This window comes from Bacteroidia bacterium, from assembly GCA_019695265.1.
GTDB lineage: Bacteria > Bacteroidota > Bacteroidia > JAIBAJ01 > JAIBAJ01 > JAIBAJ01.
Genome location: JAIBAJ010000044.1, coordinates 1 through 19,017, shown reverse-complemented (window position 1 = coordinate 19,017; position 19,017 = coordinate 1). Strand labels below are relative to the sequence as shown.

General features: G+C 42.8%; 20 protein-coding genes. 14 read left to right on the top strand and 6 right to left on the bottom strand.

All coding sequences use genetic code 11. The annotated features are described in order from the left end of the window. Positions 1–81 precede the first annotated feature (81 nt). The 4 genes from K1X82_08200 to K1X82_08185 are packed head-to-tail and all read right to left on the bottom strand — an operon-like array spanning position 82 to position 2,079. Entirely contained in the window at positions 82–909 is an 828-nt protein-coding gene (locus K1X82_08200; protein ID MBX7182078.1) for a M48 family metallopeptidase, read from the bottom strand. Then, complete coding sequence (locus K1X82_08195) at positions 906–1,331, bottom strand: hypothetical protein (GenBank protein MBX7182077.1); 426 nt, start codon at positions 1,329–1,331, stop codon at positions 906–908. The genes K1X82_08200 and K1X82_08195 overlap by 4 nt, the downstream gene beginning before the upstream one ends. Further along, the gene (locus tag K1X82_08190) at positions 1,332–1,739 is read right to left on the bottom strand and encodes a DUF2752 domain-containing protein (protein MBX7182076.1); all 408 of its coding nucleotides are present in this window, start codon (positions 1,737–1,739) and stop codon (positions 1,332–1,334) included. Position 1,740: 1 nt separating this feature from the next. Further along, a complete protein-coding gene (locus tag K1X82_08185; protein ID MBX7182075.1) occupies positions 1,741–2,079 on the bottom strand; it encodes a TM2 domain-containing protein in 339 nt (112 codons plus the stop codon). Positions 2,080–3,124: 1,045 nt separating this feature from the next. Between K1X82_08185 and rplM the strand changes: the two genes are divergently transcribed. From rplM to pyrH, 5 genes are all read left to right on the top strand, one after another. Further along, a complete protein-coding gene (gene rplM / locus K1X82_08180; protein ID MBX7182074.1) occupies positions 3,125–3,580 on the top strand; it encodes a 50S ribosomal protein L13 in 456 nt (151 codons plus the stop codon). A 5-nt stretch (positions 3,581–3,585) separates the two neighbouring features. After that, on the top strand, positions 3,586–3,972 hold the full coding sequence (rpsI, locus tag K1X82_08175; protein MBX7182073.1) for a 30S ribosomal protein S9: 387 nt from the start codon (positions 3,586–3,588) through the stop codon (positions 3,970–3,972). 28 nt (positions 3,973–4,000) lie between these two features. Next, complete coding sequence (rpsB, locus tag K1X82_08170; protein MBX7182072.1) at positions 4,001–4,843, top strand: 30S ribosomal protein S2; 843 nt, start codon at positions 4,001–4,003, stop codon at positions 4,841–4,843. Positions 4,844–4,953: 110 nt separating this feature from the next. Beyond that, on the top strand, positions 4,954–5,781 hold the full coding sequence (gene tsf, locus K1X82_08165) for a translation elongation factor Ts (protein MBX7182071.1): 828 nt from the start codon (positions 4,954–4,956) through the stop codon (positions 5,779–5,781). Positions 5,782–5,859: 78 nt separating this feature from the next. Continuing rightward, positions 5,860–6,567 (top strand): UMP kinase, encoded by a 708-nt coding sequence (gene pyrH, locus K1X82_08160; protein ID MBX7182070.1) that lies wholly within the window; start codon positions 5,860–5,862, stop codon positions 6,565–6,567. 184 nt (positions 6,568–6,751) lie between these two features. On the opposite strand, the gene K1X82_08155 is transcribed toward pyrH, so the two are convergent. Further along, on the bottom strand, positions 6,752–7,828 hold the full coding sequence (locus K1X82_08155; protein MBX7182069.1) for a porin: 1,077 nt from the start codon (positions 7,826–7,828) through the stop codon (positions 6,752–6,754). A 299-nt stretch (positions 7,829–8,127) separates the two neighbouring features. Between K1X82_08155 and K1X82_08150 the strand changes: the two genes are divergently transcribed. The 7 genes from K1X82_08150 (at position 8,128) to K1X82_08120 (ending at position 16,353) form a co-directional block, all read left to right on the top strand. After that, positions 8,128–8,277 carry a hypothetical protein gene (locus K1X82_08150; protein MBX7182068.1) on the top strand — a complete coding sequence of 50 codons (150 nt, stop codon included), beginning with the start codon at positions 8,128–8,130 and terminating at the stop codon, positions 8,275–8,277. Beyond that, the gene (locus tag K1X82_08145; protein ID MBX7182067.1) at positions 8,264–9,325 is read left to right on the top strand and encodes a PAS domain-containing sensor histidine kinase; all 1,062 of its coding nucleotides are present in this window, start codon (positions 8,264–8,266) and stop codon (positions 9,323–9,325) included. The genes K1X82_08150 and K1X82_08145 overlap by 14 nt, the downstream gene beginning before the upstream one ends. Continuing rightward, complete coding sequence (locus tag K1X82_08140; protein ID MBX7182066.1) at positions 9,318–9,995, top strand: response regulator transcription factor; 678 nt, start codon at positions 9,318–9,320, stop codon at positions 9,993–9,995. The genes K1X82_08145 and K1X82_08140 overlap by 8 nt, the downstream gene beginning before the upstream one ends. Positions 9,996–10,090: 95 nt before the next feature. Continuing rightward, positions 10,091–12,040, top strand: a complete 1,950-nt coding sequence (locus K1X82_08135) for a KUP/HAK/KT family potassium transporter (protein MBX7182065.1) — start codon at positions 10,091–10,093, stop codon at positions 12,038–12,040. A 6-nt stretch (positions 12,041–12,046) separates the two neighbouring features. After that, entirely contained in the window at positions 12,047–13,477 is a 1,431-nt protein-coding gene (locus tag K1X82_08130; protein ID MBX7182064.1) for a porin, read from the top strand. 142 nt (positions 13,478–13,619) lie between these two features. Continuing rightward, positions 13,620–15,062, top strand: coding sequence for a tRNA (N6-isopentenyl adenosine(37)-C2)-methylthiotransferase MiaB (miaB, locus tag K1X82_08125; GenBank protein ID MBX7182063.1), 1,443 nt, complete (start codon positions 13,620–13,622; stop codon positions 15,060–15,062). A 34-nt stretch (positions 15,063–15,096) separates the two neighbouring features. Further along, positions 15,097–16,353 (top strand): sigma-54 dependent transcriptional regulator, encoded by a 1,257-nt coding sequence (locus tag K1X82_08120; GenBank protein ID MBX7182062.1) that lies wholly within the window; start codon positions 15,097–15,099, stop codon positions 16,351–16,353. 713 nt (positions 16,354–17,066) lie between these two features. Here K1X82_08120 and K1X82_08115 read toward each other — a convergent pair. Further along, positions 17,067–17,648, bottom strand: coding sequence for an isoprenylcysteine carboxylmethyltransferase family protein (locus K1X82_08115; protein ID MBX7182061.1), 582 nt, complete (start codon positions 17,646–17,648; stop codon positions 17,067–17,069). Positions 17,649–18,010: 362 nt separating this feature from the next. On the opposite strand from K1X82_08115, the gene K1X82_08110 reads away from it, so the two are divergent. Together K1X82_08110 and K1X82_08105 are read left to right on the top strand one after the other, a co-directional pair. Continuing rightward, complete coding sequence (locus K1X82_08110; protein MBX7182060.1) at positions 18,011–18,682, top strand: transglutaminase family protein; 672 nt, start codon at positions 18,011–18,013, stop codon at positions 18,680–18,682. A gap of 13 nt (positions 18,683–18,695) precedes the next feature. After that, positions 18,696–19,017, top strand: a 322-nt coding sequence (locus tag K1X82_08105) for a hypothetical protein (protein ID MBX7182059.1), incomplete at its 3' end; no start/stop codon positions are given.

Genomic DNA, 19,017 nt, shown 5'->3' with positions numbered 1-19,017 from the left:
GGTAAAAGTAGGCTGCACACCGAGCCTAGCCCATGACCAAGGTCAGGAATTATACCTTAAAAATATGATTTTATACCCGGATTAGTCTCTGGAATCCAAGTTTTGATTGCCAGTTTGCTCCAGGCGAACCAAGAGGGAATCCCAGCGGCCTTCGGAGAACATGGGCCGGGTTTCGTAGGAAAATTCGGTGGCATATTCCCGAATGTATTCGGCTCTTTCTTTGGAATCGGGGTGAGTACTTAACCAGGAAAGGTCTTCTGTTACTTCGGATTCTTGCTCTGCCAATTGTTCCATGAATTTAGCAAATTCAAGCGGATCAAGCTCGGCGTTTATCATGTATTTTACAGCCTGAATATCGGCTTCCTTTTCCAATTTTCGGTCGAAAGCATTGGATGAAAGGGTTTTGGCGGCACTTTTAACGGCCTCTCCGCCGGCACTTCCGGAAGCCATGCCTAACAAGGTTGCCATACCTATTTCTTTGACCAACTTTTTCATAATATGGTCTTTTTTGATATGAGCAATTTCGTGGCACAAAACCCCGGCAACCGATTCGGGCGATTTGGCATCTTTGAGTAAACCGGTATAAACCACCAGGTGTCCGCCCGGAAGTGCAAAGGCATTAACCTCGTTGCTTTGTACTAGGTGCAGTTGAATATCTTCCTGATTGATCTGGTTATCCTCACAAATTCGTTCCACCATTTCGTCGAGGGCGTTGTTTAATTTTTTATCCTTTACCACCTGCTCGGTTTTATTGATGGTTTCCCAAAACAAGTTGCCCAGTTTTCTGTCGGTGTCTTTGCTAATTTTCTCAATATGAAAAAGGTCCATCCAATTAATGTTGGTAAGAGCGAACCAAAGCAAGAAAAAAGTAAGGACCATTCCTAGTCCTTTCAAAAAGGTTTTAATCATGGTTTTACAAGGGCTGTAGTGATATCACCGTAGAAAGTCCAATCGACATGCTTTCCTTTACGAACCTCAATGGCGGTATAAATGGTAGCAATAAATTCGATCACATTCAGGATAAAAGCGGAAAGCAGGTAAGCGATGTAGTTATTGGTAATTTGAACTTCGGAGAACAAAATGGAGACAGTCCACCAAAAGCCATAGCTATTTACAAAAAGCAAAGAGGCTTGACTAAGCAAGGCCTGGGTACAATGCCAGCGGACAAAATAAGTCCCTTTGCGGTTACCCATAAAGAAGATAAAGGTTGCGAGCAGGTTAATGATTGGCAGGGGCAAGCCTGCGATAATGGCAATGAGTGACATGAGGTAGCTATTCGAAGCTTTTTCGGCCTCATGATCGTTGGGTTGATAGGGTTGTTCGGGTTCCATTTAAAGTCCTTTAGAAATATTCCACCACCAATTAACGGCAACCAAGGCCAGGAACGGAAGGAGAACGGAAGGTTTTTTAAGCAGTTGATTGGTTTGTTGGAAACGAATAAAGAAGGAATTGCTTCCTGTCAGAACATCCTTGCTTATCCAAAGGGGAAGAATCACCAATAAACAAGCAAGGAAAATTCCAATAGGGTTGAGCAGAAACGAGTGCATGAAATTTCCATGGGCCAGTTCCAAAATAGCTCGAGTTGAGCCACAGGACGGGCAAGGCAAGGAAGTAAGCTGTTTAAACATACACACCGACGGACCGGTGGATTTGGTGTTATATGACCAAGCCAACAGAGCGTAGGCAAACAGGCAACCAATAGAAACGAAGGTATAGAACCTGTTTCTGGTTTGGAACATATTAATATAGGAAAGGTTGAATTTTTTCGAAATTCTTCTCCCGGGTAGCGCCTTGAATCATAAACCAATCTACGATAGTCCAAATACCAAGTCCGCCGCAGGTAAGCAGTTTACCAACTCCCAATCCGGTATCGCCGATAATAAAACGATCAATGCCTAAGTTACCGCCCAAAATAGAAACAATTAGGCTGGTTTGAGGGTCTTTAAAAGGGATGGATTGAATGGCTCCCCATTTGGAATCGTCCACGGTAAGAAGTCTTTCGCGGATTTGCATAACTTGGTGGCTTTCGAAAAATTTTCCGTTAGCCATAATGAACATGTCTACTTTTTGAGCGTCCATAAGATTGATTAGGTGTTAATTTTTCCTACTCGTAAGGCTTTTCGGAATGGTCCCCTTGAAAGAGTTTGGTCTCATTGAGCGGCCAATTATACAAATTAATCGAATAAATACACTTACATTTAGCATGAATTTCTAGCTTATTTTTATGTTAAAATTTGGTTTCTAAGCAAGGTCTGCAAGATAAAAAAGCGGGTAATTGATAGAAAAACATTCCAAAAAATTCGTTTGAATCCCCTATAAACAAAGGAAAAGAGCGATGGAAACGGTATAAAAGGTTAGATACAGATCAGGTGTTAGCGGTTTAAAATTTGGCGGGCCCCCTTCTGCCCACGGAGTAGCCTGCTAAACGAAGCGTATTGGTTATGGGCGTCAGGGTCACGCTTTCGGCTGTAATCCTCGGCCCACTTGGCTAGTGCCGCGTGGGCCTGTGGGTTACTTGCCTCAATCGTTGCCCGAGGCACTTCGTACCGGCAGAGGTAAGTACTCCGCCATGGTGTGAAAAGGAAAAGGAGTAAAACATTCGAGCTAGGACTGAAAGGAATAAATCAATCTCTTCCTAAACAGACAGGAAAGCGCTCATAAAAACCAGACACCAAACCTATGCGAAAGAGTAATATGACACATGGATATGATTGGGGCTTGCCATACCTATATAGATTAGGTGTAAGAAAAACAGTTCCGGTTTTTGGGCTAAAAATTACAGATCAGACTACTGCCTTCGGTAGATTCAGGGATAAAAGTCAAACCGGGGAAAGGAGCTTGGATGCTTATATAAGTAATGAAGGGAGGGGAGGGAGGAAAGGAAAAGTTGGAAAAAATTGGGCAAGAAATGTTGGGCGGAAAGCGGGAAGAATTTTGGGGTAAAAAAACAGGTGATTGTTAATTAATTTTGGGGTTCCCAACAAATAATGCATCTTGAGGTTTGGTTATCAAGCACTTGCGCTAAATTCATTTTTTCAACAAAATCTTGTTCGAACTATTTGGAGGAATCAAAATCCTTTGTATCTTTGCAGCCCTTTTTGAAAAAAGTAAAACAATTTATACAGTGGATTCACTAAGTTACAAAACTATTTCAGCCAACAAGGCTACCGCCCAAAAGGGTTGGGTAGTAATTGATGCCGAGGGCCAAGTATTGGGTCGTTTGGCGTCTGTGGTTGCTAAATTTGCACGTGGCAAATACAAAACTAATTACACACCGCATGTTGACTGTGGAGACAATGTTATCATTGTTAATGCAGAGAAGGTGGTATTAACCGGAACCAAAACGGATGTAAAAGAATACGTTCGTTACACCGGATATCCGGGTGGGCAACGTTTTACGACTCCACGCGAATTATTGGGCACTGCACCGGAGCGTATTCTTGAGAATGCGATTTGGGGAATGTTACCAAAGACCAAATTAGGTCGTGCTTTAAACAAAAATGTTTATATTTATGTAGGAAGTTCACATCCACATGAGGCACAACAACCAAAAGTAATTAACCTTAACGAAGTAAAATAATCCAGATGGAAGTTATTAACGCCCTCGGAAGAAGGAAAACCGCCGTAGCTCGAGTTTACTTGAAAGCCGGCAATGGAACCATTATCATCAACAACCGCGATCACCGTGAGTATTTGCCAACGGATGTATTGCGTACCAAAGTAAATCAGCCTTTTGCATTGACCAACACCCTTGGACAATACGATGTAAAAGTAAATGTTGATGGCGGTGGAATTACCGGACAAGCCGAAGCTATCCGTTTAGGTATTTCTAGAGCTCTTGTGGAAGCCAATGCTGAAAACAAACCGGTATTGAAGCCACATGGTTTACTTACTCGTGACCCAAGAATGGTAGAGCGTAAAAAACCAGGTCAGAAAAAAGCCCGTAAACGCTTCCAATTCAGCAAACGTTAATCTTATTCATCCGAACTATTCCGACACAATGTCAAAAGTTACAACAGAACAATTACTCGAAGCAGGTGTGCATTTTGGACACTTGAAAAGAAAGTGGAATCCAGCTATGGCTCCTTATATTTTTATGGAGAAAAATGGTATCCACATTATCGACCTTAATAAAACAGCTGCCAAATTGGAAGAAGCAGGTGCTGCTTTAAAACAAATTGCTAAATCGGGTCGCAAAATCCTTTTCGTAGCTACCAAAAAGCAAGCAAAAGAAATTGTTGCAGCACAATCCAAACGTGTTAACATGCCTTATGTTACTGAGCGTTGGCCAGGTGGAATGTTGACCAACTTTGCTACCATCCGTAAGGCGGTGCGTAAAATGGGTCAAATCGACAAAATGGCTACCGATGGAACATTCGATGTAATTTCTAAAAAAGAGAAACTTTCCATTAGCCGCGAAAGAGAGAAACTGGAGAAAAACTTAGGTTCTATCGCTGATCTTTCCCGTCTGCCAGCCGCTTTGTTTATCATTGATATTACCAAAGAACACATCGCAGTTGCAGAAGCAAAACGTTTAGGTATTCCAACCTTTGGAGTAGTAGATACCAACTCCAATCCAAACGTGGTAGATTTTGCTATCCCGGCAAATGATGACGCTGCAAAGTCAATCGAAATTATCCTTAGCACCATCGCTTCCTACATTGAAGAAGGATTGGCTGAGCGCAAATTCGATAAAGACAAAAACGAGGATGATGATACATTCATTGACTCAGACGGAGTATCACGCAAAAACCAACTAACCGAAGAAGAAGAAGCAGAAGCTAAAAAACAACAAGGTGGTGGTCGTGGTAGAACTCGCAGCAGACGCGGTGCTACAGCTTAATTAAAAAGCTCATTTACGAAAAACCATGTCTGCTACATTACGGACATGGTTTTTTTATGATATAAACCTATCAATTACCTGATTTTAATAACAAAACAAAACAATCTAAAATGATTACTGCATCAGATGTAAACAAACTACGCCAAATGACTGGCGCCGGTATGATGGACTGCAAAAAAGCACTTACAGAAACCAATGGGGATTTTGAAGCTGCTGTTGATTACCTTCGTAAAAAAGGTCAAAAAGTGGCCAGCAACCGCGCCGATCGCGATGCTAAAGAAGGTGTAGTGCTTGCCAAAGTTACCGCCGACGGAAAACATGGCGCTATCGTTTGCCTAAACTGCGAAACCGATTTCGTTGCCAAAAACGAAGATTTCATTAAATTAACTGCCAGTCTTTTAGATGTGGCTATTGAAAAAAACCCGGCTAACTTAGAAGCTTTCCTTGCGCTTCCTATGGGTAATGGAACCGTTTCGGATATTATTACCGACAATATTGGTAAAATCGGCGAAAAATTAGAAATCAGCCGCTACGAAACTGTTGATGCAGAAACCGTTGTATCCTACATCCACCCGGGTAACCGTTTGGCTACGTTGGTTGGTGTTAACAAAGCAGTAAACGATGCTATTCATTCCGCTTCACGCGACGTAGCTATGCAAGTTGCTGCCATGGCTCCGGTTGCTGTTGATAAAGACGATGTAGATACCGAAACACTTAACCGTGAATTGGAAATTGCTAAAGAACAAATTCGTGCCGAAGGTAAACCTGAAGAAATGGTTGAAAAAATCGCTTTAGGCAAATTGAACAAGTTCTATAAAGAAAGCACTTTGTTAAACCAGGAGTTTATCAAAGACAATAAATTTAATGTTAGCCAATACCTTGACTCCGTTGAGAAAGGCTTAACCGTTAAAGCTTTCAAACGAGTAGCACTTAGTTAATTCTTTTTTAAAAGGGAACTTCGGTTCCCTTTTTTTTTGACCTTACAACCAAAACTCAAACAACTTCATCCTTATCCGATGGCATTTAAACGTATACTATTAAAACTTAGTGGTGAATCATTAATGGGCAAAAAGCAATTCGGTATCGACAATGACCGATTGAGCGATTATGCCTCCGAAATAAAAGAAATTGTAAATATGGGCGTGGAAGTCGCCATCGTTATAGGCGGTGGAAACATCTTCCGCGGTATCCAGGCCGAACAAGGTGGAATTGACCGCGTTCAAGGCGATTACATGGGTATGTTGGCAACTGTTATTAATAGCATGGCCCTTCAGGCTTCCCTGGAAAAACACGGTGTTAGCACCCGCCTGCAATCGGCAATTAAAATGGAACAAATTTGCGAACCCTACATTCGCAGAAGAGCCGTTCGTCACCTCGAAAAAGGACGTGTAGTAATATTTGGTGCCGGTACCGGAAATCCTTATTTTACAACGGATACCGCAGCATCTTTACGTGCTATAGAAATGGAAGTAGATGTGATTTTAAAAGGTACTCGTGTAGATGGAATCTATACTGCAGACCCCGAAAAAGACCCAACAGCGACCAAATACGACCGCCTTACCTTTACCGAGGCCTACGAGAAAAACCTCAATGTAATGGATATGACGGCTTTTACCCTTTGCAACGAAAACAACTTGCCAATTGTGGTTTTCAATATGGATAAACCGGGCAACCTGAAACGTTTAATGAGCGGGGAGAAGATAGGGACATTGGTGGAAGTTTAGGATATTTTACCCAACTTTGTTCGAAGCACCCCGGGAAGGGATAGGAGCAAGTAGCCCACAGGTTTGCGAAGTGATAACGAAGAAAACCGAGGACTACTGCGGATAGCCCGGTGCCTTTCGCCCATGCAGTTCGGCTTGGATTAAAGATATTACCTAAGGGGCGAAGGCAGCCCGCCTAAAAAAATTAAAAACTCCAGGCCAGAGATGAAAGTAGCATCCAATTTTGGGATTTTGGACCTTGGTCTGTATGAAAAATAGCATCTTTAGCAGTAAAACCCCGGCCTTCCATGCGCCAAAGCAGGTTTTTGGTGAGGAAATAATCCAAATTAACCGAATAACTCCAGGTTTGAAAGCCGGAAGGTGTGGAACTAAAAATGACTACACCGGCGGCATCGCTGAAAAACTCGCCACGTGCTGAGGCAAACAAACGGGAAGTAAGCTGAAAACGCAACAGGGCAGCGGGTGAATACCATACGGAATAGGTTTTACTACCGGTAAATTTTTGTTGAGCCCCCAGATCAAAACCCAGGGTCAGCCCTAAACGGTTAAGGAGTTGAAACTGAGCATACAAATTGTGGTAATACCGCATTAGAATAGCCGAATCGTAACCTTGGTTTCCAAAATAAGAACTGCTGTTGAGAAGTACTTTATCGTTGGGTTTAAAAACCAATTGATGACCGGCAGAAGGAATTAGACTTTGCTTAATGATACGCATACGCTGCCACCCATTTAACAGCAAAAATGCCATTTGCCATTTTTCGTTTTTGGAGATATAACTAAGCTTTAATCCCGACTCATAATACGGCGTATTGTCGGCCATCATGCTACGGGTTACATTCCAGCAATCCTTGCTTATGGCACTTTCGAAGCCGATGTGAGAAGGAAATACGCCGGCATCGAGCCAAAGGTTTTTTGATTTAGACAGTTTTAAACCAATGTTGGCTTCGAGGATGTGTTTTAGAAGGCCTGGTTCAGCAGCCAGGTTATCCATGGAGTAACTACCGGCCATCAAAGCAAGATTGGCCCGAATCCGCTTGGCCTGGCAGGCACCTTTCATAGAACCCAGGTTGAGGTTAGGTTCGTTATGGCGGTTGTAAGAGTAGGCAAAAGGGAGGCGGATGTGGTTACCGGGTTGATTAAAATCGTAGGCGTAGTAGAGGTCGAAGTAGGCGGAAACAACAATAGGAGAAGGAATACTATCGGCAATCACAACTTTCGGAAAGAAGTTTAACCCTAGGATTAGAGCTAGTACCGAAGGCATTAAATTGAGCCTCAGGCCATAAGAAAGAAAGAAGTTTGTAATAGTCGGTTGCACCATCCCTCACAAATATAAACCCAAAATTGTCATTAGAAATTTTAAACTACGTTTCGAGACAAGTGATAGTAAGGTTTTCAAGTAATCTTTACCGAGAGAACATTATGTAATATCAATTTATATATTAATTTTCTTATGTAAAATTGTTATAACATAATGTATCCTCGGCATATTCCTAAATTGGTAAGAAAACCTAACTATCACTAGCTCGGGGTTAACCCGAATCTTCCCACATCCCATCGCACTTGTCATTTGTTCACTTCGTTTCAAATGACAATTTCGGTGTAAATGCTGACAGCAACGATTCAACCAAAGTGGCTAATTTGAAATCATTCCGAATTACCCTATTCAGCATGTTGGTATTCTCTACCTTTGCCAGTCATGAATACCCCTAAAGCCCAATCTTATCTTTATTCAATGGGGCTGGTTGTGCTGGTTTCAGGGGGTTGCTACCTTTTCAGAGCCTCGCTTCCTTACAAATCCATTGCATTGATTTTGCTCTTGGTGGTATCCTTGCAAGCCTTGGTTTTTGAAATGCTACCGGTCATTTTTTCGGCCATTTTAAGTGCCTTTGTTTGGAATTTTTTCTTTATTCCGCCCGTTTTCACCTTTCATATAGGTAATGCCGAAGACTGGCTGTTAATTTGCATGTACATTGTGGTAGCACTACTTCATACGGTACTTTCCTTACGCATACGACAGGCTAAAAGGCAAATCCGGGACAAGGAAGAAAAAGAAAAAACCATTAAGCTATACAACACCCTGCTTAATTCCTTGTCGCATGAGTTGCGAACCCCCATCTCCACGATACTTGGAGCGGTAGATACACTTCAGGATAACAAGCATTTACCCCTTTCAAATCAAAAAAACCTATTGGACAGTATTGAATCGGCATCACTTAGACTTAACGACCAGGTTGAAAACCTCCTGCACATGAGCAGGTTAGAATCGGGCACATTGCAATTGAAAAAGGATTGGTGCGACCCCATTGAATTGGTTGAAAATGCGGTTATAGGTTATGTTGCTAATCCAAAGATTAAACAAGTTTTTATAGAAAAAAGCCGCGATTTGCCCCTGGTAAAAGTGGACGAAGGACTGCTACACCAAGTTTTCCAAAATCTTCTGCTCAACTTCTTGGACCATACACCGTCCAATTGCGTTATGCGAATTTCAATTGGGATTGACAACCAAAATCTCTACTATCGTTTGTCGGACAATGGATTCGGTTTTCCGGAGGCCGACCGGGAAAAGGTATTTGAAAAGTTTTACCGGCTACCGAACACTTCCCATTCCGGCACAGGATTGGGCCTATCGATTGTGAAAGGCTATGTGGAAGCCCACGGTGGAAAAATAATGTTGACTGCTTCGGAAACCGGAGGCGCTTGTTTCGAACTTTGCCTCCCTGTTGAAACGAATTATATCAACAAATTAAAGCATGAATAAGCCTTGTATTTTGCTTGTTGAAGACGAAACACCAATTCGTAAACTATTGGAAATAAACTTGGAAACCAATGGGTACAAAGCAATTCATGCCCAAAACGGAAAAGAAGGTATACAACTGGCGGCGAATTACCTTCCTGATTTAATCCTATTGGATTTAGGTTTACCGGATATGTCGGGCCATACTGTTTTAGAGGAGCTAAAGCAATGGTATCAAGGTCCGGTTTTGATTTTATCGGTACAGAAATCGGAGGAGGACATAATCAGAGCGCTTGACAATGGGGCGACCGATTATTTAACCAAGCCCTTCCGGACGGGAGAATTATTAGCAAGGATCAGGGCATGTTTGCGACGGAGCGATGGATTAACGACCGAACCAACCATAAGCTGCGGGCCTTATAAACTGGATATTGCCTCTCGTCGATTTTGGAAACAAGAAGAAGAAATTAGTTTAACCCCAACCGAATACAAATTGCTTTTGCTTTTGATGGAAAACCGGGGAAGGGTTTTAACCCATGCGCAGGTACTGAAGGAAATATGGGGAACGGGATATCAATTGGAAACCCAATATTTACGCGTATTTATTGGTCAATTGCGTAAAAAATTGGATTTAGACCAGGATGAGGAAAAGCTACTGACCACCATTCCGGGGGTTGGGTATAGGTTTGGGTAACCCCTCCATCTTTATACTTTCTTTATACCGCCGTCCAAACCCTTATTCCACCTTTATGCCCTTCCCATGACCTTTGCCCCATCAATTTTTAGTTTATGGGCAAGTTCAACATCCATTCTCAAAAGGTTACCGCGGCCACCTTACTCGTTTCCATGGGCATCATTTACGGCGATATAGGAACCAGTCCACTCTATGTGTTTAAAGCCATTTTAGGAAATCGCCCGATAGATGAAACATTAGTCTTGGGAGGTGTTTCATGCGTTTTTTGGACCTTGGTTATTCAAACCAGTATTAAGTATATTTGGCTAACACTTCGAGCCGACAACGATGGAGAAGGGGGCATTTTTTCGCTCTATGCCCAAATTCGCAGGTTTGGAAAAGGGCTGGTAATTCCAACCATCCTGGGCGCAACCACCTTATTGGCCGATGGTATTATTACTCCACCGATTTCTGTTGCTTCGGCTGTGGAAGGACTGGAAATGATTGATGGATTAGCACATATTCCAACTGTTCCCATTGTTATTCTGATTCTATCCCTATTGTTTTTCTTCCAACGCTTCGGAACACAAAAAGTAGGTTTTGCCTTTGGCCCCATCATGGTTCTTTGGTTTTCTATGCTCTTTGCCCTCGGATTCAACCAAATTTTACACTACCCAATTGTTTTAAAAAGTCTGAACCCTTATTATGCCTACCTGCTATTGGTGCATTACCCACAGGGGTTTTGGTTGCTAGGGGCAGTGTTTTTGGCAACAACCGGTGCTGAAGCTTTGTATTCCGATCTGGGCCATTGTGGTAGAAAAAACATCCGGATTTCGTGGCTTTTCGTAAAAACCTGCCTGATAACCAATTACCTTGGCCAGGCATCCTGGTCACTGCAACAAGGTCAAACACAACTTAACGGCCGCAATCCTTTTTTTGAATTAATGCCTTCCTGGCTCTTGTTGCCCGGTATTCTTATCGCAACCCTTGCAACCATTATTGCTTCACAAGCCTTGATTAGCGGCTCCTTCACGCTCATTTCTGAAGCCATGAACCTTAATTTTTGGCCAAGAGTAAGTGTTAGGCAACCAACCGAAACCAAAGGACAAATTTATATCCCATCGGTAAACACCATTTTGTGGGCAGGCTGTATCCTTATGATACTTTACTTTCAAAGTTCAACCAACATGGAGGCTGCTTATGGCTTTAGCATCACCATTGCTATGATGATGACAAGCCTGTTACTTACCTATTTTTTAGCCTATCGTTTGAAATGGAATCCTATGCTAATCATTCTTTTCCTTGTTGTTTTCGGTCTGGTGGAAGGGAGCTTTTTTATTGCTAATGTGGCCAAGATTAAAGAAAGATGGATGTTTCTCTTTTTTGAACTCCTCATTTTCGCCACCATGTATGTTTGGTATTATGCCCGAAAAATAAACAACCGGCTTACCCGCTTTGTAGATTTAGGCCAGTACGCCCAATCGATTACTGAACTAAGTCAGGATACGAGTATTACCCCATTTTCAACTCACCTAATTTACCTTACCAAAGCTAACAACCGCCACGAAATCGAGGAAAAAATCATAAAATCAATCTTTGCTAAACGACCCAAACGTGCGGATGTATATTGGTTTTTGCATATTCACCGAACCGAACAACCTTATACCTTGGCTTACGATGTTTCTGAATTGGTGGACGATAAGGTTATAAAAATAAATATCCATGTAGGATTCAGGATACAACCACGTTCTGAATTCTATTTCAAAAAAATTGTGCAAGAGCTGGTCCAAAACAAAGAACTCAACCTACATACTCGTCCGGATGGTTCTACCAAATATAATCCCGAGCCCGACTTCAAATTTGTGGTCATGGAAAAATTCCTTTCTGTTGAAAACGATTTTGGAATGAAAAACAGTTTGCTTTTGGAATCCTACTTTTTTCTAAAAAAACTAAGCCAACGTGATGAAAAAGCTTTTGGACTGGATCGCAGTGATGTAGTTATTGAAGAATATCCCTTGGTTGTAAATCCCATTTCACCCATTTCGCTCGAACGTTTAAATCCCTAAATCACCATGTTTAAATTACCCCCCTTACTCCTGCTTGGAGCATGTATTTCTGTGCCCTTTTTGACCCATTGCCAACAGCCTAATCCTATTCCTGAAAACCCGGACAAAATTCAGGAAAACAAACCCAATGCTCATATTTCCAAACAGAAAGGAGAAGCCTTTGAAGGCCTTGACCTAACCTGGGCCAATGGCAGCGACCGCCGCGACAGCTCTGTTTTCAACCGTATTCCTTACTTTACACCCAGCATATTGCTCGATGTTAATTATACCTTTTCCTTCAATAATCCCAACGACAATACGGTAGTTGGTTCTACGGCTTTGGCCAGAAACAATGAAGTAGAACTTTCGGCCTTGCATGTTGGGGGAGATTTCTATTATAAAGGAGCTAGAGCCCGTTTTATGACCCAATTCGGAACCCGCTCGGTAGTGGTTCCCCGAAATGATTATAGTCCATATAGAGGCCAATACCAGCTTGCCAATGTTTACCGTTACTTGAGTGAAGCTTATGCAGGTTACCACTTTAATACGGCTTATGGCTTAAATGTAGATGCCGGACTATTTATGTCCTATATCGGCCTGAATTCTTTCTACCAGGCCGAAAACTGGGAATATCAGGCTTCTTATACTTCTGACAATACTCCCTGGTTTTTTAATGGAATCCGAATTCAATACCACCCCACCAAACACCTCAAGATTGAACCCTGGATTATCAATGGCTGGCAAAGCTATGGCAAGTTCAACAGCATGCCCGGTTTAGGCGGAAATGTTACCTGGATACCTAATTCAAACTTTAAAATCCTTACCAATAATTACTACGGTACCGATGCAGCAGGTTTGCCTTCCCGGAAACGTTTCCATTCCGACAACAGTTTGCTATGGCGTTATACCAATCGTCCCAACCATAGTAAAATTACCAGGGCTGCCATTTCTCTTACCGTAGATATAGGCTGCGAATGGGGGGGAGGCGTTAACGGTTTTAATAAAGGCGACAGCATCCATGGTCCGTCCCAATATTTTTTAAGTGCCATGTTTTACCATCGTTTGTGGTTCATGAAAAATAAGCTGGCCTGGACTTTTGGCGGAGGCGTTATGACCAACCCGGGTAGATATTTGGTGTTATATCCCACCGGACAAGCCAGTCCTCTGCCCAATCCCAACGACCCAACCAAGACCGAAGGCGCCTTTCCTTTCTCTGCCAATCCCGGCGACCCCTTCAAAGCCTGGGATTGTTCAACCAACCTGGATTTTATGCCTAATCAAAGCATCACCTTCCGGATAGAATTGGTTCATAGAGCCAGCTCTGTCCCCTATTTTGCCGGTCCCGGCGGGGTAACCTCTCAAACAGGCTACGCAACAAGCACCCTAGACCCTACCTGGAGACCCGATCTTCGAAAAAACGAAACCCGAATCATTGCTGCTATTCTCTTCCGTTTATAGAAATGCCCCTCTTTTCACTTGAACCTTAAATCCATTCTTTTATTTTCATCAACTTAGCCTATTGCTTTAAACTATCTAAAAATCTGCCAATTTGTCACCATCTCAATAAAATGCCCTATCTTTGCAGCCTTTTTTTGAAAACATGTTTGAACACGACGAATTTAAGGTGATTGATGAATCCAAACAAGGACAAGCAACCCTTATTGAAGCTCTGCCCGGAGCCAATAAAAAACTTTACCTGGAAAGCTATGGCTGCCAAATGAATTTCTCCGATAGTGAAATTGTAGCCTCTATCCTCAAAGATAAAGGGTATAGCACCACCAAAGACATTCAGGAAGCCGATGTAATCTTTGTAAACACCTGTGCCATTCGCGACAATGCCGAACAACGGGTACGCGGACGACTAAAAGAATACAGGGCCGTAAAGAAACATAAACCTGAATTGGTTATTGGGGTGTTGGGTTGTATGGCCGAGCGTTTAAAAGCCCAATTGCTGGAAGAAGAAAAACTGGTGGATATTGTGGTGGGCCCTGACGCTTATCGCGACCTTCCTCAATTGCTCGAAACAGCTGAAACCGGACAAAAAGCAGTGAATGTTATCCTTTCCAAAGAAGAAACCTATGCCGATATTACCCCGGTTCGTTTGGGTGGAAACGGCATCACCGCCTTTATCTCCATCATGCGTGGCTGCGATAATATGTGCGCCTTTTGTGTGGTTCCTTTCACCAGGGGGAGAGAACGCAGTCGTGACCCGGAAACCATTGTTCAGGAAGCAAAAGAACTTTTTGAACAGGGCTATCGCGAAGTAACACTGCTTGGACAAAATGTTGATTCTTACCTCTACGCAGGTGGTGGTTTAAAAAAAGAAATTCTTTCCGATGAAGAGCGAGCCAAAGCAACCACTTTTGCTCAGTTAATGGAAAAAGTTGCCCAGGTTAGTCCCTTGTTGAGGGTTCGTTTTTCTACCTCACACCCTAAAGATATGAATGACGATGTGCTGCATGTGATGGCCAAATACCCCAACATTTGCAACTACATCCACCTGCCGGTTCAAAGCGGAAATTCCCGCATTTTGGAAATGATGAACCGGGGCTATACCCGCGAATGGTACCAGGACCGTATAAATGCCATCCGTCGCATCATCCCCGATTGCGGTATTTCCACCGATATCATCACCGGATTTTGTTCCGAAACCGATGAAGAACACAAGGAAACCGTAAGCCTTATGGAATGGGTTGGTTACGACTTCGCCTACATGTTTAAATATTCCGAACGCCCTAAAACCCTGGCCGAACGCAAATTTACCGACGACGTTCCCGAAGATATTAAAACAGCCCGCCTTACCGAAGTAGTTAATCTTCAACAACGCCTTTCTCACGAAAGCAATAAACGCGACCTGGGTAAAGTGTTCGAAGTATTGGTCGAAAACACCAGCAAACGATCCAAAGAACATTTGTCCGGACGAAATTCCCAAAACAAAGTGATTGTATTCCCCAAAAAACACTACAAACCGGGCGATTATGTTATGGTTAAAGTATTGGATTGTACAGCGGCCACTTTGTTGGGCGAAGCCGTGGAAAATTAAGCCTTTCCCCGTCTTTGATAAAACCAATTAAAACATGACAAGCTTAGAAATTAAACAACGCTTCGGTGTTATAGGAACTTCCCCCCTACTCGACCGCGCCATCGACATTGCTGCACAGGTAGCTCCAACCGATCTTTCGGTGTTGGTTACCGGCGAAAGCGGTTCGGGTAAAGAAGTATTCTCCAAAATCATCCACAACCTCAGCTCCCGCAAACACGGAACCTACATCGCCGTAAACTGCGGTGCAATTCCCGAAGGAACCATCGATAGCGAATTGTTTGGGCACGAAAAAGGATCCTTTACCGGTGCACACGAAGCCAGAAAAGGCTATTTTGAAGTGGCCGACAAAGGAACCATTTTCCTCGATGAGGTTGCTGAATTGCCGCTCTCTACCCAGGTTCGCTTACTCCGGGTTCTCGAAACCGGAGAATTTATTCGGGTAGGTGCTTCTAAATCCATCAAAACCAGTGTAAGGGTGGTAGCCGCAACCAATGTAAACATGCCCGAAGCAGTGGCTAAAGGCAAGTTTCGTGAGGATTTGTTTTACCGGCTTAACACTGTTCCTATCGCTGTGCCATCCCTGAAACAACGCCGTGATGATATCCCATTACTTTTCCGGAAATTTGCTGCCGATTTCGCCGAAAAATACCGCATGCCAGCCATACGACTTGATGAAGCTGCTACCGAAATGCTGAAATCATACAACTGGCCGGGAAATGTTAGACAGCTGAAAAATGTTACTGAGCAGGTTTCTATCATTGAAAAAAATCGCAACATTTCAACCGATGTCTTAGTTAACTATTTACCCGCCGAACACAGTACCTCCAACTTGCCTATTCCCATGGCAGTTAGTGGTTTAGCCGCCGGTTTGGGAAACCAGGATTTCACCGAACGTGAACTGCTTTACAAGGTCTTATTCGATATGAAAAAAGACATCGTTGACCTCAAAAAACTGGTGTTTGATATCATCAGTAGCGGCGGACAGGCCGGATCGGGTGAGGTACAACAAAACAATGCCAATATTATTCGTAAACTTTACGAGGAAGTGGTAACCGATAATCAGGGCGAACATACCATCAGTATTCATAAAAAGCCTGATATTCCGGTAATCAACATCCAGGATCACGAAGAAATTGAAGAGGAAAGTTTAAGCCTCGAAGACCGAGAAAAAGAACTCATTATCAAGGCTTTAGAAAAGCATAAGGGTAAACGCAAAAAAGCCGCCGAGGAGTTGGGCATTTCAGAAAGGACCTTGTACCGTAAAATTTCGGAGTACAACCTCGATTTATAGGTTAATCTTCTGTTTTTTAATGATTTGGCGGGCCCCCTTCACGCCCAACGAAAGGTTTGCAACTGTTCAGCGATCCTGCATGGGCGTTCGGGTCACGCTATCGCCTGTAGTCCTCGTCACCCTAGGCTAGCGCCGTCGGGTAACTGTGGGCTACCTGGCTCTATCGTTGCCCGGGGTGCAAACCCAAACAGTTTACCCAATGAACCTGGGCTCGGTAAATGGAAGAGGCTTTTGTGGGAAAAAGAGATTCTCAATCATTAAAGGTCAATACCTTTTTCTAATAAGTCAAAACAGAAATCACGTTAAACCCAAATTCTAGCCAGTGGCAAAAGCATAAGGGATTGTTTGTTATTCCGAATGGAGGGAGAATAACCAAGCCAATTTACTGGAAAAGAAGGAATGGGTAGTGCAAAGACTAAATTTCATCCATCAAAATCTGGTAAGGCAGCTGCTTGTACAGTATCCGCATGAATAGCTGATTAGCAGTGTAGTTGACTATAATGAAGGAAAGGGATTAGTAGAAATTAAAAAATTCAGGGATGAATGATAATACGTATCAGTCAGAGACCAATTTCTCAACCTCACTTGTTGCAAACGAGTGCGAGCGTGGGTGAAAATTGGCTTTATTGCCACGAAGTCAATGAATGATTTTTAAACCCAACTAACCGGATGGTAAAACCGTATTACAAATAGTGTAATTCAACGGTAGATTCCTAAACCAAAAACGGTATAATTCCTTTTACCCTGCTCTTGTAAAGAACATAAGAAGACCCAAACTCTTGAATAAGCTTCTTTTCTTCCCAATAGCTGCCAATAAACAAATAAAGTATCGTAATCAACGAAAAACCAAGCACATGTTGGTAAGGAAAAACAAACAGGATACCTAGAGCCATGCACAGCACCCCGAAATATAAAGGATGGCGAACATACTTATACATACCATCAACAATTAATGGTTGCAAAGAAACCTGATTAGGCAAAGGTGTTGAATCTAAACCCATAAATACCCGAAGGTTAAATGAACGTATAGCCATTACTTGCACCAAGGCTCCAATTCCAAGCAAAACGAAACCGCATGCAGTAACCAATTTTTGCTGAAACAGAATCGGACTTTGAACCTTCCAGCTAAAATTAGCTAAAATGCCTAATACAAGCAAGGCCGAAATGCTATATACCAGGCGATAATAACGGTAAAATCGGGCACTAAACCTTGCTATCCGTAACTTGAGTTCGGTGGAAGCTAAAAGGCTGTGAAAGCCGTAATATCCAATCCAGGCTAGAAAAAAGGTAAGCATAAAAATTCGTCATGCAAAAATAAGCCAATTTGACCTAACGCAAACCTGTACGATTTGCAACAGAACCAAGCCGGGTTTTGGAACACATTGCGTGGGATTGCAGACCAGCCCGGTTCGAAGCCCTCGGGTAGGGATAGAGGCAAGTAACCCACAGGCACACGCGGCGCTAGCCAAGTGTGACGAGGATTACAGCCGATAGCCCGACCATGAGCCTTGCAGGTTGCCAAGGGTTTTGGAAAAAGCATGAAGGCGAATGGGACCCGCCAAACCTGTATTTAGCTCACCAAGTAAAACTGAAAATGAATTTGGGGTAAAAAACCAGGCTTAAAGACGAATATCCTTCCTTACCTTTGCTGCTCCAGATGAACTCTACCTATCCACCCGAATTTCAGAAATACCTGCAGCCCACCTTTTTTATCGATAGCGACCATGAAGCAGTTGTGGAATTTGCACGTAAGCACACCCAAAATTTATTAAGCGATAAGGAAAAAGCCGTTGCGCTTTATTATGCCGTGCGTGATGAATTTCGTTACGATCCGTATCATGTTGATCTTCATCCGGATATGCTAAAGGCCAGTGTTGTTCTTAAACACGGTTACGGATATTGTGTTGAAAAAGCCAATCTGTTAGCTGCTTGTGCAAGAGCAGTTGGCATACCGGCACGATTGGGATTTGCTAATGTAAAAAACCACCTGAGTACCGATAAACTTGTTCGGATTTTGCGCTCGGATATTTTTGTCTTTCATGGATTTACAGAATTATGGTTGGAAGGAAAATGGGTAAAGGCCAGTCCGGCATTTAATCTCGGACTTTGTGAAAAATTTGGGGTTCCGCCGGTAGATTTTAATGGAGAGGATGATGCTGTATTTCAACAGTTTGATGATGAAGGCCGGCAGTTTATGGAATATGTGAAGAACCACGGCAGTTTTGATGACCTTCCAAGGGAACAATTTATTGCCGAACTTAGAGCGTTTTATCCCCATTTGTTTGAAGGTATTGATGAGGCGGGAATGAAATACAAGTGGGAAGCTTAAATTTACCGTTGCAGTGAAAAAACCGGTTCAAACTAAACGCCTGATCGTATTTTTATCCAACTTTCCATACGGATTTAGTGAACCCTATTTCGGCACCGAATTACCATATTTGGCAAAGCAGTTCGATCAAATCAGTTTGGTTCCGGCCGACTTAGCACCTAGCATTTCTACAGAAAAACTATCATTTGATTTACCTGAAAACGCTCGGGTTGAGGAATGGAAAGTAAAGCAATTTTCAAAGTTTAACGGCTTGGAAATATTCAAGATGTTATTGTCGCCAATTTTCAGGCAAGAGTTGTGGAATTTGGTATTTAAATATAAGCCCAATAACCGTT

Coding starts and splice junctions, on each gene's coding strand:
- rpsB (MBX7182072.1), top strand. CDS start 4,001: ATGTCAAAAGTTACAACAGAACAATTACTCGAAGCAGGTGTGCATTTT.
- K1X82_08185 (MBX7182075.1), bottom strand. CDS start 2,079: ATGGACGCTCAAAAAGTAGACATGTTCATTATGGCTAACGGAAAATTT.
- K1X82_08190 (MBX7182076.1), bottom strand. CDS start 1,739: ATGTTCCAAACCAGAAACAGGTTCTATACCTTCGTTTCTATTGGTTGC.
- pyrH (MBX7182070.1), top strand. CDS start 5,860: ATGGCATTTAAACGTATACTATTAAAACTTAGTGGTGAATCATTAATG.
- K1X82_08110 (MBX7182060.1), top strand. CDS start 18,011: ATGAACTCTACCTATCCACCCGAATTTCAGAAATACCTGCAGCCCACC.
- K1X82_08155 (MBX7182069.1), bottom strand. CDS start 7,828: ATGCCTTCGGTACTAGCTCTAATCCTAGGGTTAAACTTCTTTCCGAAA.
- rpsI (MBX7182073.1), top strand. CDS start 3,586: ATGGAAGTTATTAACGCCCTCGGAAGAAGGAAAACCGCCGTAGCTCGA.
- tsf (MBX7182071.1), top strand. CDS start 4,954: ATGATTACTGCATCAGATGTAAACAAACTACGCCAAATGACTGGCGCC.
- K1X82_08200 (MBX7182078.1), bottom strand. CDS start 909: ATGATTAAAACCTTTTTGAAAGGACTAGGAATGGTCCTTACTTTTTTC.
- K1X82_08130 (MBX7182064.1), top strand. CDS start 12,047: ATGTTTAAATTACCCCCCTTACTCCTGCTTGGAGCATGTATTTCTGTG.
- K1X82_08140 (MBX7182066.1), top strand. CDS start 9,318: ATGAATAAGCCTTGTATTTTGCTTGTTGAAGACGAAACACCAATTCGT.
- K1X82_08120 (MBX7182062.1), top strand. CDS start 15,097: ATGACAAGCTTAGAAATTAAACAACGCTTCGGTGTTATAGGAACTTCC.
- K1X82_08195 (MBX7182077.1), bottom strand. CDS start 1,331: ATGGAACCCGAACAACCCTATCAACCCAACGATCATGAGGCCGAAAAA.
- miaB (MBX7182063.1), top strand. CDS start 13,620: ATGTTTGAACACGACGAATTTAAGGTGATTGATGAATCCAAACAAGGA.
- K1X82_08145 (MBX7182067.1), top strand. CDS start 8,264: ATGAATACCCCTAAAGCCCAATCTTATCTTTATTCAATGGGGCTGGTT.
- K1X82_08135 (MBX7182065.1), top strand. CDS start 10,091: ATGGGCAAGTTCAACATCCATTCTCAAAAGGTTACCGCGGCCACCTTA.
- K1X82_08115 (MBX7182061.1), bottom strand. CDS start 17,648: ATGCTTACCTTTTTTCTAGCCTGGATTGGATATTACGGCTTTCACAGC.